Source organism: Halomonas sp. Mc5H-6, assembly GCF_024124705.1.
Lineage (GTDB): Bacteria > Pseudomonadota > Gammaproteobacteria > Pseudomonadales > Halomonadaceae > Vreelandella > Vreelandella subterranea.
In genome coordinates this window covers 81,095-105,143 of record NZ_JAMXSI010000007.1, presented here as the reverse complement: position 1 = coordinate 105,143, position 24,049 = coordinate 81,095, and the positions used below count along the sequence as shown (strand labels likewise).

The following is a 24,049-nucleotide window of genomic DNA, read 5'->3' as shown; positions in this document are numbered from 1 at the left end:
AGCGAACAACACAAAGCCTAAGGATCTTATGAAACCCCGTCATTATAGAATGTTATAACATAATATTTAAAGGACGTGTAAAAATCCAGCGGCATGCATAGCGTCAGCTGATATACGCCTTCGCAAAGTTAATAGCTTGTAACAAATTGGCCTCGCTGCTACCCCTTACTCTATACTGAACGCCTTTTCTGTTCCCACTTATTTATGAGTAGTTTATTATCATTCAGCTAGTTACCATGAATAAGATTCAAGATCGACGGTGGTCAAATCAGTTGGCAGCGTTTCAGTTGAAAAGGATTGCTCGATTGACGGGCTTGGCCAGCACGGGAGGTGCCGGTGAGTGAGTTTCCCTTTGCGGCAGTGGTTGGCCAGGAAGCGCTGAAAACCGCGCTGATCCTTAATGCCATTAATCCGCGTATCGGCGGGGTGCTGGTTAGTGGGCCAAGAGGCAGCGCCAAGTCGACCTTGGCACGAGCTCTGGCCGCTATTTTACCTGGCGATAGCGACGGGCAGCGTGCTCCTTTTGTGACGCTGCCCCTGGGCGCCAGTGAAGACAGGCTGGTCGGCAGTCTGGATCTGCAAAAGGTGCTGGCCAATGGCGAAGCCACCTTTCATGCCGGGCTGCTCGCCAAAGCCGACGGCGGCGTGCTGTATGTGGACGAGGTCAATCTGCTGCCGGATACCCTGGTCGATTTGCTGCTGGATGTGGCCGCCAGCGGAACGAACATCGTCGAGCGCGACGGTATCAGCCACTCCCACCCGGCGCGCTTCAGCCTGATTGGCACCATGAACCCGGATGAAGGCGAGCTACGCCCGCAATTGCTGGATCGTTTTGGGCTGTGTATCGACCAGGCCGCGAGCATCAGCGTGGAAGAGCGTATCGCCATCGTCCAGCAGCGCGAAGCCTTTGACCTCGACCCTGAGGGGGCGGCCCGTGGCTTCGAGGAGGCCCAGGCCGCACTGACCGAGCGGATTCATCAGGCCCAGCGTCAACTGGCTGATGTCATTACCCCGTCATGGGTGTATCACACCATCGCCTCGCGCTGTGAAACCGCCGGTGTGGAAGGGTTGCGAGCCGACGTGACATGGCACCGCGCCGCCCGCGCCCACGCCGCCTGGCGCGGTGCAAGCGAGGTGGCACAGCAGGATATCGATACCGTCGAGCCGTGGGTGCTGGACCATCGGCGCACCCAATCGCCCGAGCAAACCCCGCCGTCTTCGCCGCCGAAGTCACCACCTTCGGGAGGTGAGGGTGTTTCGTCATCAACGACTGGTGCGTCGACCGGCGGATCATCCGATCAGCGCGGCGAACAAGGGCAGTGGGGCGCCATGCCGCCCCAGGCTCAGTCAACCATTCAGCAGGCAGCGCCTGAACTGGCGAATACGCCAAACGGTGTTGGTCAGGCGAAAACGGCGATGACTCCGGCGTCCGGTGAAAAAGGGCAGGTATCAGGCAAGGGACGCTCGCGGACTGAAACGTCCCGTCTGGACGGCTTTGCCACCCTGGTCGCCAACCGCGGCCAGTGGCCCTGGCGAACGCTTAAAATGCGCAAGACACAGGCCGGGCAGCCAAGGGCGCACCTGGTGCTGCTGGATACCTCCGGCTCTACCCTGGGGCAGCGCCTGCTGGGTCAGGCGAAGGGGCTTGTGGAAGCGCTGGTGCGTCAGGCCTACGCGGCACGCGAGCAGGTCGCCGTGGTGGGGTTTGGCAATGGCGGTGTGGTGCCGCTCCTCTCCCGGCGTCGTGCGCCCAAGCGGGTACAAGATGCGCTGGAGGCCGCGACGGGAGGCGGGGGGACGCCGCTGCGCGAGGCGGTGATCGAGGCCAAACGCCTGATCCATCAGTGGCAGCGACGCGAGCCCGGGCTGCGCATTCGTACCTATCTGATTACCGACGGGCGTACCCGTGAATCCGTCGCCGACCTCGGCCCGCTGGGCGACTGTGTCCTGCTGGATACCGAGTCATCGAAAATCAAGCGCGGCCAGGGCGCACGCATCGCCCAGCAACTGGGGGCGCGCTACGCGACACCTTTTTCTGGACAGGAAACCCCATGACTGACGATCGCCATACTCACCGCATGCAGCGCAAAAAGGACGTGGTCGACGAGCGCATCAGCCGCGCCACGGAAGAGCGCGGGGTGTTGATCCTGCTGAAAGGTAACGGCAAGGGCAAAAGCAGCTCGGCGCTTGGCACCATGGCGCGGGCGCTGGGCCACGGGCAGCGCTGCGCGGTGATCCAGTTTATCAAGGGCCGCCGTGAAACCGGCGAGTATCTGTTTTTCCGCAATCAGCTCAACCTTGACTGGCACATCATGGGGCAGGGGTTTACCTGGGAAACCCAGGACCGCGAGCGTGATATTGAAGCCGCCCAGTCGGCCTGGGCGGTGGCCAAGGGGTTGCTTGAAAACCCTGACTACCACCTCATTGTCCTCGATGAAATGAGCTACATGTTCAAGTACGGCTACCTCGACCCGCTGCCGGTGGTCGAAGCGCTTAACCAACGCCCCGCGCATCAAAACGTGATCATTACCGGGCGCACCATGGCGACGCCGCTTCAGGAAATTGCCGACACCATCAGCACGGTGCAGGACGAGCGTCACGCCTTTCGTGGCGGTGTTAAAGCCCAGGCGGGGATCGAATACTGATGAGCACACCTACTGCAAGCTGCCCGGCGCTGTTTATTGCCGCGCCTTCTTCCGGGCAGGGCAAGACCACCTTTACCGCCGCGCTGGCCAGGGCGCTGCGCAACCAGGGCAAGGTGGTGCGCGTGTTTAAAACCGGCCCTGACTACCTGGACCCCCAGGTGCTGGCGCAAGCCGCCGGCCAGCCGGTGGATCAGCTTGACCTGTGGATGGCGGGTGACGCCTACTGCCGCCAGCGCTTTTACGAAGCCGCCCAGACGGCGGACATGATCCTGGTCGAAGGCGCCATGGGGCTGTTTGACGGCGAGCCTTCCAGTGCCGATCTGGCCGCGCGGTTTGGCTTGCCCATGGTGGTGGTGATGGACGTCAAGGGCATGGCGCAGACCGCGGGTGCCCTGCTGGCGGGGCTGGCGGGCTTTCGCGACGATATCCGCATTGTCGGGCTTATCGCCAACAGTTGCGGCTCCGAGCGCCACCGCGAGCTGATCGAGACAACCCTGCCGACAGACATCCCGCTGCTGGCTGCCATTGCGCGTAACCCGGAACTGTCGCTGCCCGAGCGCCATTTAGGCCTGGTGCAGGCCGACGAAATTCGGGATGAGCTGGAAGTGCGCTTTGAAAAGGGCGCAAGCGTTATCGAGGCGGAAAACCTGCCCCAGACGCTGCTTGCGCTGCCGCCGGTGACCTTTATCGCCCCGGCAGACGTCGTGACCGCCGACTTGCCGTCGCTTGCCGGTTGCACCATTGGCGTGGCCAAAGACGCCGCGTTCAGCTTCATTTACCAGGCCAACCTGGACCTGCTCGAGCAGATGGGCGCGCAGCTGCGCTTTTTCTCGCCGCTCACCGACAGCGCCTTGCCGAGCTGCGATGCGCTGTGGCTACCCGGCGGCTACCCGGAAATTCATGCCGCGACCCTGGCGGCCAATGCGGCCATGCTCGCGGCGATCAGGCAGTTTTTTGCCGACGACAAGCCGATTCTTGCCGAGTGCGGCGGGCTGCTGTATTGCCTGGAAACCCTGACCGACTACGACGACACCACCCACAGCATGCTCGGCCTGCTGCCGGGGCACGGTGCCATGCGCGGGCGTCGGGGCTGCCAGGGCATGCAAACCGCCGCGTTGCCCGAAGGCCCGGTGCGCGGCCATGCCCACCACCGTTCCATGGCCGAGGGAACGCCTGAGCCCATTGCCCATGGCGAACGCCAGCGCCACCCCGCGCCGGGGGAGGCCATTTTTCGTGAGCGTGGATTGACGGCCACCTACTTGCACCTGTTTTTTGCCAACAACCCTGCCGCGATCGCGCTGCTGTTTAGCGGCAAATCGTCGCCAGCGCTTCAGCCTATCGAATCTAAGGACGAGACCCATGCAGTTAAATAAGATACCCGCCACCGTGGTCACCGGCTTTTTGGGCAGCGGTAAAACCACCCTGCTGGCGAGCATTCTGCGCCAGGTGACCGGCAAGCGAATTGCCGTGATCGTCAATGAATTTGGCGAGCAGGACATCGACTCAAGCCTGCTGCGCGGCTGTGCCCTTGACTGCGAAGACGGGCAGGCGGTGGAAGGCGACGACAGCGGTATTTTTGAGCTGGCCAACGGCTGTATCTGCTGCACCGTAGAGGAAGAGTTTCTGCCGGTGATGAAAAAGCTGGTCGCCCGCCGCGACGATATCGACCACATTCTGATCGAAACCAGCGGCCTGGCGCTGCCTAAGCCGCTGGTGCAGGCCTTCAACTGGCCGGAGGTGCGCCAGCATTGCACCGTCGATGCCATCATTACGGTGATCGATGGCCCCGCCGTGGCCTCTGGCCGCTATGCCAGCGATGTTGCCAAGGTAGAAGCCCAGCGTCAGGCCGATGAAAGCCTGGATCACGACCCCAGCCTGCAGGAGCTGCTCGACGACCAGCTCAGCGCCGCCGATCTGGTGCTGGTCAGCAAGACCGACCTGTTAAGCCCCGACGAGAAGGCGCGGGTCGAGGCACTTATCCAGGCGCGTGTGCCGGAATCAGTGAAGTACCTGTTTGTCGATCAAACCCTGGCCACCAACACCGTTCAATTGGAAGCCCTGATGGGCATCGGGGCGGCCAGCGAAGCGAGCATCGACCTGATCACCAATCACCACGACAAGCATCACGCCGAGGGCGCGCATCACGACCACGCCCACGACAACTTTGATTCCTGCGTGATCAGCCTGGGCGAAGTCGACGGCGACCTGCTGGCGGCCAAGCTGCAGCACATTGTCAAAACCCAGGAAATTTACCGCGCCAAAGGCTTCGCGGCGATTCCCGGCAAGCCGATGCGGCGGGTCATTCAAGCCGTGGGTGAACGCCTGGATGGCTACTTCGACCGCCTCTGGGCGGAGGGTGAAACGCGTCAAACCCAACTGGTCATCATTGGCAAGTCGCTGGACAGCGGCGCGCTGCACGACGCGCTTGCCGAAGCAGAGGTAACAACAGCCGCCTAATGCACCTTTTTGCCGCCAAACCCGGCGGCTTTGTTGATGATGAAGGCATTGTCGATCTTCAACAAAGCCCCGCGGATGTCGTGATTCTCTCGGCCGCCGACAGCAACCTCTCGGCCCTGGCCCAGGCAATCGATCGCCTGGGCGAGCGCTACCCGTCGGTGCGTCTGGCCAACTGGATGAACCTGGTCAAGCCCGCCGCCTACGACCTCTACGAGGATCGGGTGTTGGAAAAGGCGCAGCTTGTGGTCGTGTCGATGCTGGGCGGGCAGGCCTACTGGCAATACGGCTACGAACGCCTGCTGGCTTGGCGGAATGCTAAGCCAGGCCGCCAGTTGATCCTGGTGCCCGGCTGCGACGCCCCGGACGATGCCCTGCTGGAAGCTTCGAGCGTCGACTATGACAGCGCCTATCGGGTGTGGCGCTACCTGCGCGAAGGCGGGGTGGATAACGCCGAACAGCTGCTGCGCTACCTGGGAAGCGAGTGCCTGGCGTTGCCCACCACCTGGAAGGAACCCAAGGTGGTGCCCGCGGCGGTGATCTATGCGCCAAGCGATGCCGCAAGCCAGACGGGGCGCCAGGTGATGAGCCTGAGCGAATGGCGTGCCAACCAGCAGCCGGAACGGCCGGTGTGCCTGCTGCTGTTCTACCGCAGCCACTTGCAGGGCGCCAATACCCTGGTCGTCGACGGCATGATCGAGGCGCTTAAAGGGCAGGGGCTCGAGCCGCTTGCCATCGCCGTTGCCTCCCTGAAGGAGGCCGACTGCATTGCCTTTATCAATCACCTCATCGAGCAGACCGGTGCCATGCTGGTGGTCAACACCACCAGCTTCTCGATCAACCGCAATTCCGACGACACCTACCCGCTGGGCGGAGCGATTCCCGAGAGCGTCTTCGTCGGCCAGCCGGTGATCCTGCAGGCGATCCTTTCCAGCAGCACCGTCGAGGACTGGCAGGCCTCAGCCGCCGGGCTGAGAAGCCGGGATGTGGCGATGCAGATTGTACTGCCCGAAATGGATGGCCGGGTGATCACCCGGGCGGTGGGCTTCAAGGCCGAAGCGCTGTATAACGAACGCAGCCAGCTGTCGGTAACTCACCACGCGCTGCACCCGGAGCGCGCTGAGTTTGTCGCCAAGCTGGCGCGTCGGTTTTCCCACTTGCGCACCACCCCCAATCACGCCAAACGGCTGGCGCTGGTGCTGGCTAATTACCCCAACCGCGATGGCCGGATTGGCAACGGCGTGGGGCTGGATACGCCCGCCTCGACGCTGCAGATATTAACCGCGCTGCAATCCGCGGGTTACCCGGTCAGCGACCTGCCCGACAGTGGCGATGACTTGATCCGCCTGCTGCAGGGGGCGGTGACCAACGACCGCAACGTCATCGACCAGCGTATGTGCTGGCAAAGCATTAGCGTTGACGACTATCTGGCCTGGTTTCAAACCCTGCCCGCCGAACTTCAGGAAACGGTGTGGACGCGCTGGGGCGCGCCCGCTGATGACCCCAAATGCCGCCAGGGGCGGCTGATGATCTCGGGTATCCGGCTGGGGGAAACCTTCGTGGGTATCCAGCCCGAGCGTGACTTTATCGAGGACCTGACTCAGTCCTACCACGATATGCAGCTGGCGCCGCCGCACAGCTACCTGGCGTTCTACTTCTGGCTGCGCGAGCACTATCAGGTGGAAGCGGTGATTCACGTGGGCAAGCACGGCAACCTTGAGTGGCTGCCGGGCAAAAGCAGCGCGCTTAGCGCCGACTGCTGGCCGGATATTGCGCTCGGCCCGGTGCCGCACTTCTACCCGTTTATCGTCAACGACCCGGGCGAGGGCGCCCAGGCCAAGCGGCGCAGCCAGGCGGTGATTATCGACCACCTGATGCCACCGCTGGCCCGCGCCGAGCTGTATGGCGACATGGCCAAGCTGGAAGCGCTCACCGACGAATATTACCAGGCGCTGGATATGGACCCCCGCCGCGAGGCGTTAATCCGCGAGCAGATTCTCGATCACCTGCGCGAGACCGGTATCGACCAGGAGCTGACCAAAGCGGTCGACAGCCAGGACGAAGCGCTGATCCTGAACGAGCTGGATACCTTCTTATGCGACATCAAGGAATCGCAGATTCGTCACGGTTTGCACATTCTTGGCACGCTGCCGCCCCAGGATAAAGTGGTCGGTACCCTGGTGGCGCTGCTGCGCTTGCCGAGGGGCGAAAGCATTGCCCAGCGCGGCCTGCTGCATAACCTGGCCGATGATTTGGCCCTGCAGGGCGAAAGCCAGACGCCCTTTGACCCGCTGAAGGCCGACGCCGAGCCCTGGACGGGGCCACAGCCGAGCGTGCTGCGCGAGCTGGATAGCGCCGCCTGGCGCAGCGGCAACGACACCCGCGAGCGGCTGGAAGCGCTGGCCCATCAACTGGTCGAGGATCACGTGGTCGCGCCGGGCAGCCTGGAGGCGTTGGCCGCCAACTATCCTGCCACCGCCGAACAGCTGCGCTACGCCCGGGACCAGCTTTGGGTGGCGCTTCAGCAGAGCGCCGAGTTGGAAGTCAGCTCGCTGCTGGAAGGCCTGAATGGCCTGTTTGTGCCGCCGGGGCCGAGTGGTGCCCCCAGCCGTGGGCGGCTGGATACGCTGCCCACCGGGCGCAACTTCTTCAGCGTGGACAACCGCTCGATCCCATCCCCGGCCGCCTGGACGCTGGGCGAAAAATCCGCCCAGGCGTTCGTCGAGCGCTACCTGCAGGACAACGGCGACTACCCCCGCCGCCTGGGGCTCTCCATCTGGGGCACCGCCACCATGCGCACTGGCGGCGATGACATTGCCCAGGCCTTTGCGCTGATGGGAGTGCGCCCCATCTGGTCGCTGGGCTCCCAGCGGGTGATCGATATCGAGGTGATTCCCTCGATGCTGCTCAACCGCCCGCGGGTGGACGTCACGCTGCGGGTTTCCGGCTTCTTCCGCGATGCGTTTCCCAATGTGATCCGCCTGTTCGATGCGGCGGTACAGGCGGTGGCCAGCTACGCCGAACCGGGAAACAGCAACACCATCCGCGAGGCGGTGATGGCCCGCCAGCAGGTGTTGGAAAAGCAGGGGCTGAGTACCGAGATGGCCGCCCAGCAGGCAGGCTATCGGATCTTTGGCAGCAAGCCGGGGGAGTACGGTACCGGCCTGAACCGGCTGATCGACAACGGCGCCTGGGAAAATGCCGATGACCTGGCACAGGCCTACTTGGACAACGGCGCCTACGCCTACGGGCAGTTTGCCGAGTCCGGCACCGCCGCCCCGGATGCCTTCGAGCAGCAGCTTAAAGGCCTGGAAGCGGTGATGCAGAACCAGGATAACCGCGAGCACGATATCCTCGACTCCAACAGCTACTACGCCTTCCAGGGCGGCATGGCCAACGCCAGCCGGTCGCTGAGCGGGCAAACCCCGGCGATCTACCACGCCGACCACGCCAACCCGGCCCAGCCCAAGATTCGCACGCTGAAAGAAGAGCTTGCCAAGGTGATTCGCTCGCGGGTGCTCAATCCCAAGTGGATCAACGCCATGCGCGAGCACGGCTATAAAGGCGGCTTCGAGATGGCCGCCACGGTCGACTATCTATTCGCCTACGATGCCACCACCGACCTGGTCGCCGACTACCAGTACGCCCAGGTCACCGATGCCCTGGTGCTGGATGACGCCAACCAGCAGTTCCTGCGCGAGCATAACCCCTCGGCGCTGGAAGAAATGGCCGAACGCCTGCTCGAAGCCGCCCAGCGCGGCATGTGGCAGGCGCCCGGCGAGCAGGGCGACGCGCTGAAAGACCTGCTGCTGGACATGGACGAGGCCAAGGAGGTCGCGGCGGATGTCGGCTGAGCCTCGCATCAAAGGCTGGTGCCCCGGTGCATGGCAGCCGATGGCAACCGGCGATGGCTTACTGGTGCGCGTGCGCCCACGGCTGGGCCAGCTCGAGCGTGGCCAGGTGCTGGCACTGTGCGAGGCGGCGGAGGCCTACGGCAGCGGCTTGATCGAACTGACCAGCCGCGCCAATCTGCAGTTGCGCGGCGTCACCGAGGCGAGTTGGCCAGCGCTGATGGAGACCCTGGTTGCCCACGACTTGATCGATGCCGACCCGGAAGCGGAGCGTCGCCCGCAAATTCTATTGGCTCCCGGCTGGCAAGCGGGGGACGATACCCATAAAATCGCCAGCGCGCTTAACGACCGCTGGCAAGAATTGCCGGTGGTGCCCGCCAAGGTCGGGATCGCCATTGATGCTGGCAAGGCACCGGTGCTGGGCGAAGCCTCGGCGGACTTTCGTATCGAGCGCGCCGAGTCGGGCGGCCTGCTGGTGCGCGCCGATGGCCATGCGCTGGGCACCGCGGTGCCTTCGATCGACGATGCGGTGGCGCAGCTTATCCGCCTGCTGGCATGGTTTGTCGAAAGCGGCGGCTGGGACAGCAAACGCATGCGGCGCCATCATGTGCCGCTGCCTGACTGGGCCCCGGCCAACGCACGGCCCGCTGCAACGGGCAGCCAATTGCCTCTGGGCAAGCACGAACACGGCGCGGTGTACGGCCTGCCGTTTGGGCGGGTGCCCGCCAGGGTGCTGAGGGCTGCGGTGATGCCTGCCGACGTCAACGCCTTGCAGGTGACGCCCTGGCGGCGCATATGGATCGCAGGCGCCAGCGCCGAGACTATCGACGGGTTGATCAGCGACGAACAGGACGTCCGCTTGCGGATTGATGCCTGCCCCGGCGCGCCCTATTGCGAGCAGGCCAGTGTCGCCACCCAGCCGCTTGCCGAGCGCCTGCGTGGGGTTACCCAGGGTGCCGTGCATGTATCCGGCTGCGCCAAGGGCTGCGCCCGCCGCTCACCGGCTGACGTGTGTGTGGTCGGCCAGGCCGGTAGGTTTGACCTTATAATTAACGGCCGTGCCGATAGCACGCCGGTCAAAACAAACCTCACGGAGACTGAGGTAATCGCATATTTGGAGAGTTTAGGTGCCCCACATTTATGAAACCGACGGCCCGGCGATTTACCGGGAGTCCTTTGCCACTATTCGCCGTGAAGCAGACCTGGGGCGGTTTTCTCGCGATGAAGAGCCGATTGCCGTGCGCATGATCCATGCCGCAGGGCTGGTGGAGCTTGCCGCGTCGATTTATTTTTCGGGCGATGTCGTCACCCATGCCCGCAAAGCGCTCGAAGCGGGCGCGCCGATTTTATGCGATGCCCGTATGGTCTCAGAGGGCATCACGCGGAAACGCCTGCCCGCCGATAACCCGATTATCTGCACGCTGAATGACGAGCGCACGCCCGCACTGGCCAAAGAGATGGCCAACACCCGCTCGGCGGCGGCGCTGGAGCTCTGGCGCCCGCATCTGGAAGGCGCGGTGGTGGCGATTGGCAACGCGCCCACGGCGCTGTTTCATCTGCTCAATATGCTTGAAGACCCCAACTGCCCCCGGCCCGCGGCGATTATCGGCTGCCCGGTAGGCTTTGTCGGTGCGGCGGAGTCTAAACAGGCGCTCTGGGAAAGCCAAGTCAGCCCCTGCTGCACAGTGCAGGGCCGCCTGGGCGGCAGCGCCGTGACCGTCGCCGCCCTCAATGCCATCGCGGACCGAACAGAATGACCCAGGGAATCATCTACGGGGTCGGCCTTGGCCCGGGAAGCCAGGACCTGATGAGCGTTCGCGCCGACCGGCTGATCCGCGGCGCCTCGCACGTGGCCTACTTCCGCAAGAAGGGGCGTACCGGGCATGCGCGCAGCATCGTCGAAGGCATGCTGGCCCCCGAGGTCACCGAGCTTGCCATGGAATACCCGGTCACCACGGAAATCCCCTTCGATGACCCGCGTTATAATGAGTTGCTGGCCAATTTTTATGAGCGCAGCGTGGCGCTGTTGATCGAACTAGCCGAGGCGGGGCGCGATGTGGTGGTGCTCTGTGAAGGCGACCCGTTCTTCTACGGTTCCTTCATGCATCTCTATACCCGGCTACTGGACCACGCGCCGGTCTCCGTGGTGCCGGGGATCACCGGGATGTCGGCGGCCTGGACCGCTACCGGCCAGCCGATCACCTGGGGCGACGACATCCTCACCGTGGTCATGGCCACGCTGCCGGAGGCCTCCCTGGCCGAGCGCATCGCCGAGACTGATGCCCTGGTGGTGATGAAAATCGGCCGCAACCTGGACAAACTTCGCCGGGCGCTGGCCCAGGCCGGGCGCGAGGACGACGCCTGGCTGATCGAATACGCCGCCATGCGCCAGGAGCGCGTTCAGCCCTTCAAGGACGCAGGCGAAAGCGTGCCCTACTTCTCGATTGTGCTGATTCACGGCCACGGGAGGCGCCCATGAGCGGCTGGCTGAAAATCGTCGGCTTGGGGCCGGGCAGCGACCAGTTGGTGACCCCCGAGGTGTCGGCGGTGCTCGCCGAGGCCACGGATGTGGTGGGCTACGTGCCCTACGTTGAACGGGTTGCGCCCAGGGCCGGGCTTGTGCGCCACGGCTCGGACAACCGGGAAGAAATCCAGCGGGCCGAGCAGGCGCTGACGATGGCCGCCGACGGTCGTCGCGTGGCGGTGGTATCCTCCGGCGATCCGGGCGTGTTTGCCATGGCCTCGGCGGTGTTTGAAGCCTTGGAGGCGGGCGATGCCCAGTGGCGCTCGCTGGACGTTCAAGTACTGCCGGGGATTTCCGCCATGCTGGCCGCCAGTGCCAGCGTCGGCGCGCCGCTGGGGCACGACTTCTGCTGCATTAATCTATCCGACAACCTCAAGCCCTGGGCGCTGATTGAAAAGCGCCTGCGCCTGGCCGCCGAGGCCGACTTCGCCATGGCGTTCTACAACCCGCGCTCCAGGGCGCGGCCGGAGGGCTTTGCGCGTACGCTTGAGGTGCTGCTTGACGCCTGCGGGCCGGATAGGCTGATCATTTTCGCCCGCGCTGTCTCGACTCCGGATGAGTCGATTCGCGTGACCACCCTGAGCGAAGCAACGCCGGAGATGGCGGACATGCGCACCCTGGTCATCGTGGGCTCCAGCCAGACGCGGTGCATTGAAAGACAAAACTCTGAACAGAGCGAACCCTGGGCTTATACCCCTCGCTCGGTGGGCGCAAAAAGCCAGGCCAGCACGTCATCCACGGTGTGACATTCCCGGCGTGAGGGCAGCGTGGGTCGCCCGATCATCACCACCGGCAGGCCAAGCGTGCGGGCGGCGGTGAGTTTGGACACCGCGCCGTCGCCGCCGGCATTTTTGCACACCAGTCGCTCAACGGCGTGGTCTTTGAGCAAGGCCAGATCGCCCGCCGTGGTAAACGGGCCGCGCGCGACGGTGATAGTCTGGTGGGGCAGTGGTATCGGCTGCTCGGGGTGATCGACGAGCCGCAATAAATAGTGATGCTGCGGCATCGCGGCAAAGGCTTCCAGGTGCTGACGCCCGATGGCCAGCATGATGCGCTGGGGCGGGCCGTCCAACTGGCTCACTGCCTCGTCGATGCTGGCAGCGTGCGTCCAGTCATCGCCGGGTTGGGGTTGCCAGGCCGGGCGGGTGAACGCCATCAGGGGGACGTTACACTGTTCGGCTGCGGCCAGCGCGTGGCGGCTCATCTGCTCGGCGAAGGGGTGGGTCGCGTCAACCAGGTGGGTAATGCCCGCTTGCTGAAGGTACGCGACCAGGCCAGCCACGCCGCCAAAACCGCCAACACGCGTCGGCAAGGGTTGCGGCTTGGGGGTGCTGACCCGCCCCGCATAACTATAGACGGCCGGGATCGAACGCTCGGCCAGCAGGCTGGCCAGGGCGCTGGCCTCTGAGGTTCCGCCAAGAATCAGGATATTCATAGTGGTTAACGGTAACGAGGTTCCCTGGCTGACGATAATAGGCTGGGGGGAGAGTGGCACACAGGGTCTCACGGCGGCAAGCCGCGAGGCGCTTGAGCGTGCCGAGGTGGTGTTTGGCGCCCGCCGACACCTGCGCCTGCTTGCACCCCTGAGCACTGACCAAAGCGCCGATCTGAAAGCCGACCTGAAAACCAAGCTGCGTGAATGGCCAGTGCCGTTTGCCGACGGCATCCCCCAACTGCTCGCCGAACGCGGCCGCCGCGTGGTGATGCTGGCCTCAGGCGACCCCTTCTGGTTTGGCGCGGGCACCTCCCTAGTCAGCCACCTTGAGCCCCAGGAATGGCAGGCGCTGCCGTCGCCCTCCACGTTCAGCCTGGCGGCTTCCCGCCTGGGCTGGCCGCTTCAGGACTGTACATGCCTGGGCCTGCACGCCAAGCCGTTAACCCGCGTTCGCCCCTACCTGCATCCCGGCAGGCGCGTGCTGGTGCTGGTTCGCGACGGCGACGCTGTAGCGGAGCTCGCCCGGTGGGTTTGCCAGTTCGGCTTTGCGAATTCAAAACTGACGGTGCTGGAAGCCGTGGGCGGCGAGCACGAGCGGGTGCGTGCCTTTCCGGCAGCGGCGACACTTCCCGATGACATCGCGCACCCGGTCGCGGTAGCGCTTGAGGTCGCAGGCGAGGGGCCCGCATTGCCGCTGACGCCCGGATTGCCCGATGACTTTTTTGACCACGACGGCCAGATCACCAAACAATCCATTCGCGCCATGACCCTGGCCGCGCTTGCCCCCAAGCCTGGCGAACGGCTGTGGGATATCGGCACCGGTTCGGGCTCGATTGCCATCGAGTGGCTGCTGGCCCACCCCGACAATCAAGCGGTAGGCTTTGAACAGAACGCCAGCCGCGCCGCCCGGGCTGCCCAAAACGCCCGGCAACTGGGCGTCGACTGGCTTGAGGTAAAAGAGGGCAGCGCGATTGAGCGTTTAAGCGATGCAGCGCCGCCGCACGCGGTGTTTATCGGCGGTGGGCTCTCCCAGGCGCTGTTGGAATCGTTATGGCAAATTCTGCCGAGCGGCGTGCGTATCGTCGCCAATGCGGTAACGCTGGAGTCCGAAGCGCTGCTGGCCCACTGGCACCAACAGGCGGGCGGCGAGCTGCTGCGCCTGGAGCATGCCAGCGCCGCGCCCTTGGGCACCCGCCGGGGCTGGAGGGCCAGCTACCCCATTGTGCAGTGGCGGGGCGTTCGATGAGCGGGCAGGAGCGAAAAATCATGGGCTTTGGTTTTCGTCGCGGTGCGTCGCTCGCCTCGCTGGCAGGGTTGCTCGATACGCTGACCCAGCGCTTTGGGGCCATCGACGCCCTGGCGGGCACGCAATCCATGCGCCCGCTGGTGCAAAGCCTGGGTCAGGCGCGCTGCCTGAATGTCATCCTGGTCGCCGATGCACACCTGCCAGGCGTCACCACTCTCACGCAATCCGCGCAAAGCCTGCAGGCGCGGGGGACGGGCAGCGTGGCCGAAGCGGTGGCGTTATTGGCCGCCGGGCCAGGGGCGCAGCTGCTCGGCCCACGGCACATTTCTACTGACCGGCAGGCAACGGCGGCCATCGCCATAGGAACATCATTATGACCGTACATTTCATCGGTGCGGGGCCAGGCGCCCCGGACCTGATCACGCTGCGCGGCCGCGACCTGATTGCCGCGAGCTCGGTGTGCCTCTACGCAGGCTCGCTGGTTCCGGAAGAACTGCTGGCGCATTGCCCGCCAGGGGCGCGCATCGTCAACACCGCGCCGCTGTCGCTGGACGAGATTATCCAGGAAATCCAGGCAGCCCACGCGGCTGAGCAGGATGTCGTGCGGCTGCACTCGGGGGATCTATCGGTATGGTCGGCGGTGGGGGAGCAGACCCGCCGCCTGCGCGTGCTGGAGATTCCCTACACCATCACTCCCGGCGTGCCCGCCTTTGCCGCCGCTGCAGCCAGTTTGGGCCAGGAGCTGACCCTGCCGGGCGTGGCGCAATCGGTGGTGCTGACGCGTACTTCCGGGCGCGCCAGCGCCATGCCGGATAACGAAACCCTGGCCAACTTTGCCCAAACCGGCGCGACGCTGGCCATCCACCTGTCGGTTCATAACCTCGCAAGCGTGGTGGCGTCGCTTACGCCGTATTACGGCAGTGACTGCCCCGTGGCCATTGTGTGGCGAGCCAGCTGGCCCGATGAAAAAATCATCAGAGGGCGCCTCTCTACTATTGAGGTGTTGGCCGCCAACACGCTGCAGCGCACGGCGCTGATTCTGGTGGGGCCGGTGCTTGAGAGCCAGGACTTCCAGGAAAGCGCGCTGTACGCCGTGGGCTACGACCGCCGTTTTAGGCCGCAGTCCGCGGACTCGCCGTTTGCCAACCTGCCAGACGATGAGGGCCGTGACCTATGACGACGCTTTCGCTGATCGGCATCGGCACGGGCAACCCGGACCACGTCACGCTCGCCGCCGTGCGGGCCCTCAATGACGCCGACCTGATCCTGCTGCCTCGCAAAGGCGAAGCCAAAAGCGACCTGGTCGACCTGCGCCGCCTACTATGCCAGACCTTGCTGCGCGAGCCCGAGCAGGCCCAAATCGTCGAATTCGACCTGCCTAAGCGCGGCGAGCGCGGTGATTACCTGGGCGCCGTCGATGAATGGCATCACGCCATCGCCGAAGTATGGGCAACGCTGATGGCGCACCACCTCCCCGAAGGCGGTCGGGTCGGCATGCTGATCTGGGGCGACCCCTCGCTTTACGACAGCAGCCTGCGCATCGCTGAACGCTTGAGCGCAGCCGGGGGACAAGTAGACGTCGAGGTGGTGCCGGGCATCACCAGCCTGCAGGTACTCACCGCCGAACACCGCATACCGCTGAACGCGCTCGCCGAGCCCATCCAGATCACCACCGGCCGCCGCCTGCGTGAACGCGGCTGGCCAAGCGATGCCGCCACGGTCGCCGTCATGCTCGACAGCGGCGGGGCGTTTACCGCGTTGCCCGCCGACGATACCTACATCTGGTGGGGCGCCTACCTCGGCATGGAGAAACAGTGCCTGATCAAAGGCTGGCTAAGCGAGGTCAGCGACGAGATCGTCCAACGCCGCGCCAGCCTGCGCGAACAGCACGGCTGGATCATGGATATCTACCTGCTGGCGAAACAGCCGCTGATTTGACGCCGGTATCAATATGGAATGTTTTTCCATAAAATAACTGTATCGACTAAATGACTGCGTTATCAGGAGCGACCATGAGCTTTTACGTTTATCTATCCGGCGAGATCCACACCGACTGGCGCGACGAAATCCAACGCGGCGCCGACGCGGCAGGCCTGGACATCGTCTTCACTGCCCCGGTGACCGACCACGACGCCTCGGACGCCGCCGGAGACCACCTCGGCAAACCCGAAAATGGCTTCTGGCGCGACCACCAGTCCTCCAAGGTCAACGCCATCCGCACCCGCACCATGATCGAACAGGCCGACCTGGTCGTCGTTCGCTTCGGCGACAAATACAAGCAATGGAACGCCGCCTTCGACGCAGGCTACTGCGCCGCCCTCGCCAAGCCCTACATTACCCTGCACAGCGAAGACATCGTCCACCCGCTGAAAGAAGTCGACGCAGGCGCCCAAGCCTGGTGCACCACCACCGATCAAGTCGTCGAGACCCTACGCTACGTCCTTAAAGCTTAATACGCCCATCCAGCGAAGTGCACGGTGTCTTGCAGGAGCGCGACCAGCAGAACCGTGGCACCTAAGCCCACGGTGAGGGGGGACGTAGGAGCCCAATTCATTGGGCGATCAGCGTGTAATCAGCCACCAAAAACGATCGCCCGACGAAGTCGGGCTCTTACAGAAGCCCATTGCAATGGGGTTGCAACGGGCTAATCCATTTCCATTCTAGAAATCATCACGCCATCAATGCCTGCGTCTAGGGGGTTGTAGGAGCCCAATTCATTGGGCGATCAGTATCAAATAAGCCAACAAAAACAATAATTTGTACAGGGTTTCCTTCCTCACCTTTCCAACCCTGAACACACCACCGACAAAATTTACCTTCCCGGCGCGTGACCTAAGCCAAATTTATGAATAGAGTATGATTGAACAGAGTAAAATGAGCGGGCACGCGATTTTGTATATGCTGCCGAACGGTAAGGTTGATGTATTGTAAAACAGTAGGTTATGAGAATGCTGCTTGCTCGATAATATCAATAAACGCGTCGGCACGTTCATTGATATTATGCAGCCGGGCATATAATCACTGTTAGGAAAATATGAGCATTTCGCGACCATACAGAAGGACTTGCCGCCAATTCACCGATGGGAATTACTCAGAAGGTGGGAGGTGGATGTATCTGTTGCACCGGAAATACGCGACAGATCCAAGACACTACGTCAGAGCATTCCTGCTTATACAGCAGGATATGTTGGACTTGTTTTCCTATGTTGAACCATCAGACAGAAATCTGGACACATATTCCCATCGAATTCAGCAGCTCTTGATGAGGACTTGTGTCGAAATCGAGGCAAACTTCACCGCCATATTTCTCGATAATGAATTCTCCGTCTCTGGTAGAAATTTCACAATCAATGATTACAAGCTGATCAATAAGTCTCATAGGTTGTCGTCATTCGAGACCCGAGTTCCTGGCTGGATTGGTGATCATGGAATTCGACAGCCTTTTGCTAGCTGGGCCGAGGAACAACCTTTGTCTTGGTATCGTGCCTACAACAAGTCAAAGCACAACAGGCATGAAAACTTTCATCTCGCAACTTTCGATTCGCTAATCGATGCATTTTGCGCCCTAAACATCTTGCTATCAGCTCAGTTTATGGATGAAGAGTATGGGCCTGGCGGAAAGAGTATTGGTCTAAGCGGTTCAGACTACTTTTACGAGGGAGATGACGGAATGGAGCCCTCGATAGGAGACATTTTAAGAGTTCGCTTTCCAGACGATTGGCCAGCAAACGAACGTTACGATTTCAATTGGCAGGAATTGCGTAACCTAGAGGACCCTTTTGAAAATTTTGACTATGCAGCGTATTCCTAACAAGTCAAAGCACTCGGACTTGGTAAAGTTGTCATTTTTTTGTTCCAAAAAAGCCGCCAACTTCACCAAGCCGGTGTTTGAGGCGTTAGAGCCATATTCGAGGTTGAATTAGGTCTGTTATGAGAGAACTCTTGGATGCGGTGACAACAAGAATTCAAGCTCCCTATTTTGGGTATTCCATTTTAGCCTTCTTGGTTCTGAATTGGCGGGCTATCTTTTTGCTGTTCATGCTGGATGCACCGGCCAATGAGCGGATTGCAATATTTGAACAAGAAACCAGTTTTTGGACAGTAGTTGTCTTTCCGCTCTTAGCCGGCGCAATTTTAGCCATTCTGACCCCTTGGTCGAGATACATCTTCGAGCATCTATCTCAAAAGCCATTTTCACTTCGTGACCGTCTCCAGCTCAATGCGGATCATCAAAGAACAATTTTACAAACTGAGTTGGAACAGGCCCGGTCCGAGTTATTTGGTCAAAAAGAAGAGGAGTTAATTGATCGAGCGAAGCGCGATGAGGAAATAGCTAATATCGAAGATGAGGAGGTCAAAAAACGTTTGGTAAGCGAATTGGCTGCGTTGAGAGCAGAGCGAGATAAGCTAAGCTCTCAGGTGAGTTCCACGAGGGCTTCAGCCGATCCGGATGTTTTAAGCAAAGAATCCGTTAGCTTGATTAAAGCGGCAGCTAAAAATAAGAGGGGAACCATACTGACGCCAAAAACACTCAGTGGAAGATCTATCAATGCTGGCGATTCCGTTTTTGGTGATCAAGATGCTAAATCATATGCTCTGTACGAGTCAGCTTTGGAGGACCTTGAGGTACAAGGGTATGTCAAACCGAAGGGTTCAAAGCGCGATATTTTTGAACTTACGCATAAAGGATGGAACATTGCTGAGTCGCTCTAACAATCGCAGGCACGGCGACGTCTTTTCCATTGCGGCTTCGCCTCCATTCCAAAGCCGCGTATGCTGCGAGCGTTACGCCAATAACTTGGTCATTCTTTCGCGAGGAGAAACATGAATTACGCAACATCGAAAATTTTTATCATTGTTTTTTGCTCAATCTTCATGCTGATCGGTGGTGGAGCCATATTTTCGGCCTTGCTTGCCGGCGGAAACCTGTTCTTCCTCGTGTGGGGCGCGATGTTTTTCTTCATCCCGCTCACTATCATGAGAGGGCGCCTTAAGCAGTTATCCACTTTCGAGAAAATGACCTACGACTGGTACAAGTCAGAACATCCTGACCATATCCAAGGAAATAAGGTTTCGTGCTTTTCCTGCGGCAATGCGCGCATCAATGTTCGGGCGCTTATGAACCGAACCTTCCATCGTGAGCACTTTTGTACTCAATGCGGCAAGACGCTTTACTATTCGCCCGAGCAATCGTGAGCTGGGGGCCAACCGATTATTCCACCGGACTTGCGCAAAAAGCCGCGCAGCCCGGTGAATTCAGACGTTGAGCCTGTAGAAAAAACCGCTGACCCCTAAGTTTTGGTAGGATCGAGAGAACAGACGAGGAATGATCAGCATGCCGCACTTCAAGGCTTATAACTACGATCAGAGCGCCATTGCGGTGATCAACTACCAAGATCAGCTCCAGCCAGGCACCTTTGAGCAAGCCGTACATTACCTGGTTAAGCTCAAGCACGACTTGTTTGTCTTCTATCCCAAGTATCGCAACGGCGCGATCAGTCGGCTGTCTATGATGCAGCTATTCTACAAACTCAGTGTTTTACCAACTCAGGCTATTAAAGGCGATCAACCAATATTATGACCAGAAAAACACTAGGCTTGAAAACAAAAAGGCAGGTAGACGCCCAGCCAGCCGACGACGTTGAAGATCCATTCCCCAATGATCCCGAAAAGCGTTTTCTAAATGGCGTCGCTATTCATCCTTCCCCACGCATTGTTTTAGCGCCTAGTTCTCAGCAGCGTACGGTGCGGGCGATGGATTTGATTACGCCTATTGGGATGGGGCAACGGGGGTTGATTGTGGCGCCGCCAGGCTCTGGCAAAACGACGATGTTAAAGCATATCTGTCAGGCCGTGGCCGAGGCGCATCCTGACATAAAGCTGTATGCCTTGCTGATTGATGAGCGGCCTGAAGAAGTGACGGATTTTAAGCGTAGTGTGACGGCAGAGGTACATGCCTCGTCGTCAGACGAGACCTACACTCACCATGTGCATTTGGCCGATAAGCTGCTTGAGACGGCGCGTAAGCAGGCAGGCGAGGGGCATGATGTAATGATCGTGATCGATTCGCTTACCAGACTCTCGCGCGTTCATAATGCCGAGCAGCGGGGCAATGGTCGCACCATGTCGGGTGGGCTGGATAGCCGGGCGATGGAAATACCGCGAAAACTGTTTGGCGCTGCGCGAAAGATCGAAAACGGCGGATCGCTCACCATCCTGGCCACCGTGCTGGTGGATACGGGAAGCCGTATGGATCAGGTGATTTTCGAGGAGTTCAAGGGCACGGGCAATATGGAGCTGGTGTTATCCCGCGACGTGGCAAATCAACGGATTTTCCCTGCGATCGATATTGCCAAAAGCAGTACCCGTCGAGAAGAGCTTTTGATTGATGCTAAAGATATTGAAAAGGTAAGGGCATTGCGTAGAGCGTTGACAACGCTTAAGCCAGTAGAAGGCGCGCAGAAGTTACTTGGGTTATTGGAGAAGTATCCCACTAATGCCGAGCTATTGGATGCATTTTTGCCTGCCTCGTGACATGTCTATAAAAAAACAAGCCCACTTTTTTAAGAGGTGGGCTTGTTTGGTAAGTATTAACGAGTACTTTGTTTGCTATAGTTCAAGTTTGACGCGGGCACTGCTTTTTTAACCGGGAAGCCTGCAATTTCTTTGCGCTCAATCGTGTTTTTCAATCGCCTTTCAATAGCACAAAGATTTTTAAAGTCACTGATGTCTACAAGCGAGATGGCTTCACCTGAGGCACCCGCGCGGCCGGTTCGCCCAATACGGTGGATGTACTCTTCGGGCTGGAAAGGCAAATCGTAATTCACCACACGGCTCAGCTCACCAATATCCAACCCTCGAGCGGCCACCCCCGTGGCGACCAGATACTTGAGTTCGCCCGTTTTGAACTGAGTTAACACCTGTTCGCGCATGGCCTGGCTTCTGCCGCCATGAATGGAATCCGCTGCGATGCCGCGTTTTTCAAGTTGGGCAACCAGCTTGGCCGCACTGTGTTTTTTCTCGACAAAAATAAGCGCCTGATCCCACGCTTGCTCGTTGATCAAATGGCTCAATAAGGCGGACTTGGTGTCTTTGTCTACCGTGATCAGCCACTGTTTGATCGTGGCGGCGGCGCGGACGTTGGGCGTAATGGCGATGTCAGCCGCCAGGTTGGTCATCTTGCTGTCTGAAAAAGCGTGGGCGATGGCGCGTACGTCATTGGTCATGGTGGCCGTGAACAACAGGTTTTGACGGTTTTCAGGCAGGCGCACGATGATTTTGTGAATATCATCGACAAAACCCATGTCGACCATTCTGTCCGCTTCGTCCAACACCATCACTTGTAGCTCATCAAAGTGTAGCGCTCGCTGATGCGCCAAATCAAGCAGCCTGCCCGGCGTAGCAACCAGAATATCCACGCCTGCGATTAAGCGCTCTTTTTGCGGCGCGGTATCCACGCCGCCATACGCGGCCATCGAGGTTAAGGGCGTGTGTTTAGCGTATTGAGCCACACTGGCTTCGACCTGAACCGCCAGTTCGCGGGTTGGTACCAGGATCAGCGCACGCATGCGTTTGCCGCGCAATGGTTCCGCGTTACTGAACTGTTCCAGCAGAGGCAGCACAAAGGCAGCGGTTTTGCCTGTGCCGGTTTGTGCGGTGGCGATCAAGTCGTTACCCGAAAGAATGGCAGGAATGGCTTGTTCCTGGATGGGCGTTGGCGTTTTGTAACCGAGCTCGGTAATCGCTTGAACAAGAGGACTGGATAATCCTAGTTTTGCAAATGGCATAAGGCGCTCTGACATAAAGTCGTGAGGGGTGTCGATAATAAAAAGTGGTGCAGTATAGCGCGAGAGCCGCCGTTCGTTTTGCCTCCGCGAGTGTTTATTTAGCTATGCTATCCCGATTCAGTGGCCCTAAAAAGCCGGTCAACAGGACGTCAGCTACAGCTCAAAGGGAACATGCAATGTTTAAACAAGTCGGCGGTGTAGAAATACAGCCCCAGCATAAGGCGACGTGCCACTGCGGCATGGTGGTACTTGAGCTTGATCTGCCTGACGGCCTTGTCGACCCCAAAAGGTGTAATTGCTCAATGTGTAGGCGCAAAGGCGCGGTGATGGCCTATGTGCCATTGAGTGGTCTGTGTGTTGTCAGCGGCGCTGATCAGCTAAGGCTCTATCAGTTCAATTCGGGGGTCGCAAAGCACTACTTCTGTTCCAACTGCGGCATCTACACGCACCACCAAACACGCTCAAATCCCGATATATACGGATTCAATGTAGGGTGTTTGGAAGGCGTTAACCCGCATGACTTACCTGACCTTCCCGTCAGTGACGGTATCAATCATGAAGCTGATCAGTAGTCTCGGCCAAGATGGCATTGCAGTGAGTCCTGGGCTGCGAAATGCTTTAGCAAGCATGGAATACAGATGCTGACGCCGATAGGAGTTCAATTATGAAGGTGTGTGCTGCTCAGCTTCGACCCATCGCGGGTGATTTTGCGCGTAATCGAGCGAACCATCTTGAACTCATCGAGCTTGCCGTTGCGCAGCGAGCAGATGTCGTATTCTTCCCTGAGCTTTCGCTAACGGGGTTTGAGCCGCGCCTTGCTGATTCACTGACTGTCGATATAAACGATCACCGGCTTGATGTGTTCCAGGTATGGAGTGATCAACACAACCTGCTTATCGGTGTTGGTATGCCGATTGCCGTTGATGAGGGTGTGCAGATTGGCATGGTGTGGTTCACGCCGGGTAAGGCACGCTTCATTTATTCTAAACAACAGTTGCACCCCGATGAGCACTCCTATTTTGTGCCAGGCTATGAACAACTTTTATTCGAGAGGGACGGCTGCAAACTGGCTCCGGCTATCTGTTACGAGTCGCTTCAAATGAGCCATGCTGATGAGGTGGCTGCCTTATCCGCCGAGTTTTACTTGGCCAGCGTTGCCAAACCCGCAGGTGGTCTGTACAAGGCCATGGCGCATTATCCCGCTGTCGCGCGCCAACATCATATGAGTGTGATCATGGCAAATTGTGTCGGGCCGAGCGATGATTTTATCAGTGTAGGCCAGTCGGCCGCTTGGAACGTGCGTGGAGAACTGCTTGCGCAAATGGATGCAGGCTCAGAAGGACTGGTTGTACTAGACACCTGTAACGGGCGCGCTAGTGTGGAGCAACTTGCTAATATGACGCTTTAGCCAAGGTCAGGAAGTGATGCGGCCGGGCTGTGTTCACAGTTTAATGACGCTGCAGGCGGTTCCCCAAAACTACGCTTTTTGGTTGCACTGCCGGGTGATTTTGACGCTATGACGTTGTGACGTCATAATGTCAAGACGTTACCTCATTCGGAGAGTGCCATGAGCGAGACATCTAAGCGTTCTACGGTTTATTTCGACCCGCAGCTACATGCTGCCCTGCGCCTAAAGGCCGCGCATACGCATCGTTCACTGTCAGATATCGTCAACGATGCTGTTCGTGCGGCACTGGCTGAGGATCAGGAAGACTTGGCGGCATTTGAAGAACGAGTTTCTGAGCCCACCATGAGCTACGAAGCATTGCTGGACGATTTGAAGGCTCATGGCAAGTTATAAGCTGGTATTCAAAAAATCTGTCTCGAAGGATTTTCGGTCAATCCCCAATAAGGATGTTGCCCGTATTCTGCAGCGTATAGAGGAACTGCCATATAATCCTCGTCCCGTTGGCAGTGAAAAGCTTTCAGGGCAAGAACGTTACCGGATTCGACAAGGGGTATACCGCATCATATATGAAGTGGTAGATGAATTGCTTGTCGTCACGGTTGTGAAGGTGGGGCATTGAAAACATGACTATCAGCACAGCTAACTCTATTTTAAATTTAACTTAATATTCATAGTTTTTTACTATTAAGTGGTTCTTTT

At 59.7% G+C, this 24,049-nt stretch carries 25 protein-coding genes; 23 read left to right on the top strand and 2 right to left on the bottom strand.

Going from position 1 to position 24,049, the window contains the following annotated elements; translation table 11 throughout:
• Positions 1–336: 336 nt before the first annotated feature.
• The 9 genes from NH395_RS11625 to cobJ are packed head-to-tail and all read left to right on the top strand — an operon-like array spanning position 337 to position 12,220.
• Complete coding sequence (locus tag NH395_RS11625) at positions 337–2,055, top strand: AAA family ATPase (RefSeq protein WP_253024992.1); 1,719 nt, start codon at positions 337–339, stop codon at positions 2,053–2,055.
• Positions 2,052–2,645 (top strand): cob(I)yrinic acid a,c-diamide adenosyltransferase, encoded by a 594-nt coding sequence (gene cobO, locus NH395_RS11620; RefSeq protein WP_253024990.1) that lies wholly within the window; start codon positions 2,052–2,054, stop codon positions 2,643–2,645. The genes NH395_RS11625 and cobO overlap by 4 nt, the downstream gene beginning before the upstream one ends.
• Complete coding sequence (locus tag NH395_RS11615; protein ID WP_253024988.1) at positions 2,645–4,018, top strand: cobyrinate a,c-diamide synthase; 1,374 nt, start codon at positions 2,645–2,647, stop codon at positions 4,016–4,018. Before cobO ends, NH395_RS11615 begins: the two co-directional genes overlap by 1 nt.
• Positions 4,005–5,102, top strand: coding sequence for a cobalamin biosynthesis protein CobW (gene cobW, locus NH395_RS11610; RefSeq protein WP_253024986.1), 1,098 nt, complete (start codon positions 4,005–4,007; stop codon positions 5,100–5,102). The genes NH395_RS11615 and cobW overlap by 14 nt, the downstream gene beginning before the upstream one ends.
• A complete protein-coding gene (gene cobN, locus NH395_RS11605; protein WP_253024984.1) occupies positions 5,102–8,953 on the top strand; it encodes a cobaltochelatase subunit CobN in 3,852 nt (1,283 codons plus the stop codon). Before cobW ends, cobN begins: the two co-directional genes overlap by 1 nt.
• Entirely contained in the window at positions 8,943–10,094 is a 1,152-nt protein-coding gene (locus NH395_RS11600) for a cobalamin biosynthesis protein CobG (RefSeq protein ID WP_253024982.1), read from the top strand. The genes cobN and NH395_RS11600 overlap by 11 nt, the downstream gene beginning before the upstream one ends.
• Positions 10,078–10,707: a precorrin-8X methylmutase gene (locus tag NH395_RS11595; RefSeq protein WP_253024980.1), complete on the top strand. Its 630-nt coding sequence runs from the start codon at positions 10,078–10,080 to the stop codon at positions 10,705–10,707. The genes NH395_RS11600 and NH395_RS11595 overlap by 17 nt, the downstream gene beginning before the upstream one ends.
• Positions 10,704–11,429 carry a precorrin-2 C(20)-methyltransferase gene (gene cobI, locus NH395_RS11590; RefSeq protein WP_253024978.1) on the top strand — a complete coding sequence of 242 codons (726 nt, stop codon included), beginning with the start codon at positions 10,704–10,706 and terminating at the stop codon, positions 11,427–11,429. Before NH395_RS11595 ends, cobI begins: the two co-directional genes overlap by 4 nt.
• A complete protein-coding gene (gene cobJ / locus NH395_RS11585; RefSeq protein WP_253024976.1) occupies positions 11,426–12,220 on the top strand; it encodes a precorrin-3B C(17)-methyltransferase in 795 nt (264 codons plus the stop codon). The genes cobI and cobJ overlap by 4 nt, the downstream gene beginning before the upstream one ends.
• On the opposite strand, the gene NH395_RS11580 is transcribed toward cobJ, so the two are convergent.
• Positions 12,163–12,909, bottom strand: a complete 747-nt coding sequence (locus NH395_RS11580) for a cobalt-precorrin-6A reductase (protein ID WP_253024974.1) — start codon at positions 12,907–12,909, stop codon at positions 12,163–12,165. The genes cobJ and NH395_RS11580 overlap by 58 nt on opposite strands.
• Here NH395_RS11580 and cbiE point away from each other — a divergent pair.
• The 10 genes from cbiE (at position 12,908) to rho (ending at position 20,689) form a co-directional block, all read left to right on the top strand.
• The gene (gene cbiE, locus NH395_RS11575; protein WP_253025121.1) at positions 12,908–14,155 is read left to right on the top strand and encodes a precorrin-6y C5,15-methyltransferase (decarboxylating) subunit CbiE; all 1,248 of its coding nucleotides are present in this window, start codon (positions 12,908–12,910) and stop codon (positions 14,153–14,155) included. The two genes, NH395_RS11580 and cbiE, sit on opposite strands and share 2 nt — an antisense overlap.
• Before the next feature lie 20 nt (positions 14,156–14,175).
• Entirely contained in the window at positions 14,176–14,532 is a 357-nt protein-coding gene (locus NH395_RS11570; RefSeq protein WP_253024971.1) for a cobalamin biosynthesis protein, read from the top strand.
• On the top strand, positions 14,529–15,332 hold the full coding sequence (gene cobM / locus NH395_RS11565; RefSeq protein ID WP_253024969.1) for a precorrin-4 C(11)-methyltransferase: 804 nt from the start codon (positions 14,529–14,531) through the stop codon (positions 15,330–15,332). Before NH395_RS11570 ends, cobM begins: the two co-directional genes overlap by 4 nt.
• Entirely contained in the window at positions 15,329–16,093 is a 765-nt protein-coding gene (gene cobF, locus NH395_RS11560) for a precorrin-6A synthase (deacetylating) (RefSeq protein ID WP_253024967.1), read from the top strand. Before cobM ends, cobF begins: the two co-directional genes overlap by 4 nt.
• A 74-nt stretch (positions 16,094–16,167) precedes the next feature.
• A complete protein-coding gene (locus NH395_RS11555) occupies positions 16,168–16,608 on the top strand; it encodes a YtoQ family protein (RefSeq protein ID WP_230447928.1) in 441 nt (146 codons plus the stop codon).
• Between the two features lie 656 nt (positions 16,609–17,264).
• Complete coding sequence (locus tag NH395_RS11550; RefSeq protein ID WP_253024965.1) at positions 17,265–17,966, top strand: hypothetical protein; 702 nt, start codon at positions 17,265–17,267, stop codon at positions 17,964–17,966.
• A 131-nt stretch (positions 17,967–18,097) separates the two neighbouring features.
• Positions 18,098–18,868, top strand: a complete 771-nt coding sequence (locus tag NH395_RS11545; protein ID WP_253024963.1) for a hypothetical protein — start codon at positions 18,098–18,100, stop codon at positions 18,866–18,868.
• A 111-nt stretch (positions 18,869–18,979) separates the two neighbouring features.
• Positions 18,980–19,351 (top strand): hypothetical protein, encoded by a 372-nt coding sequence (locus NH395_RS11540; protein ID WP_253024962.1) that lies wholly within the window; start codon positions 18,980–18,982, stop codon positions 19,349–19,351.
• A gap of 139 nt (positions 19,352–19,490) precedes the next feature.
• On the top strand, positions 19,491–19,736 hold the full coding sequence (locus tag NH395_RS11535; protein WP_253024960.1) for a transposase: 246 nt from the start codon (positions 19,491–19,493) through the stop codon (positions 19,734–19,736).
• Positions 19,733–20,689, top strand: coding sequence for a transcription termination factor Rho (gene rho, locus NH395_RS11530; RefSeq protein ID WP_253024958.1), 957 nt, complete (start codon positions 19,733–19,735; stop codon positions 20,687–20,689). The genes NH395_RS11535 and rho overlap by 4 nt, the downstream gene beginning before the upstream one ends.
• Before the next feature lie 56 nt (positions 20,690–20,745).
• Here rho and NH395_RS11525 read toward each other — a convergent pair whose 3' ends face one another.
• Entirely contained in the window at positions 20,746–21,942 is a 1,197-nt protein-coding gene (locus tag NH395_RS11525) for a DEAD/DEAH box helicase (protein ID WP_253024956.1), read from the bottom strand.
• 176 nt (positions 21,943–22,118) lie between these two features.
• Here NH395_RS11525 and NH395_RS11520 point away from each other — a divergent pair, with 176 nt between their 5' ends.
• The 4 genes from NH395_RS11520 to NH395_RS18475 all read left to right on the top strand — a co-directional run bounded on the left by NH395_RS11520 (position 22,119) and on the right by NH395_RS18475 (position 23,969).
• On the top strand, positions 22,119–22,514 hold the full coding sequence (locus NH395_RS11520) for a GFA family protein (RefSeq protein WP_253024954.1): 396 nt from the start codon (positions 22,119–22,121) through the stop codon (positions 22,512–22,514).
• A gap of 92 nt (positions 22,515–22,606) precedes the next feature.
• A complete protein-coding gene (locus NH395_RS11515; RefSeq protein ID WP_253024943.1) occupies positions 22,607–23,350 on the top strand; it encodes a carbon-nitrogen hydrolase family protein in 744 nt (247 codons plus the stop codon).
• 159 nt (positions 23,351–23,509) lie between these two features.
• Positions 23,510–23,743 carry a CopG family transcriptional regulator gene (locus tag NH395_RS11510; RefSeq protein WP_146875068.1) on the top strand — a complete coding sequence of 78 codons (234 nt, stop codon included), beginning with the start codon at positions 23,510–23,512 and terminating at the stop codon, positions 23,741–23,743.
• A complete protein-coding gene (locus tag NH395_RS18475) occupies positions 23,730–23,969 on the top strand; it encodes a type II toxin-antitoxin system RelE/ParE family toxin (protein ID WP_366065734.1) in 240 nt (79 codons plus the stop codon). The genes NH395_RS11510 and NH395_RS18475 overlap by 14 nt, the downstream gene beginning before the upstream one ends.
• Positions 23,970–24,049: the final 80 nt, after the last annotated feature.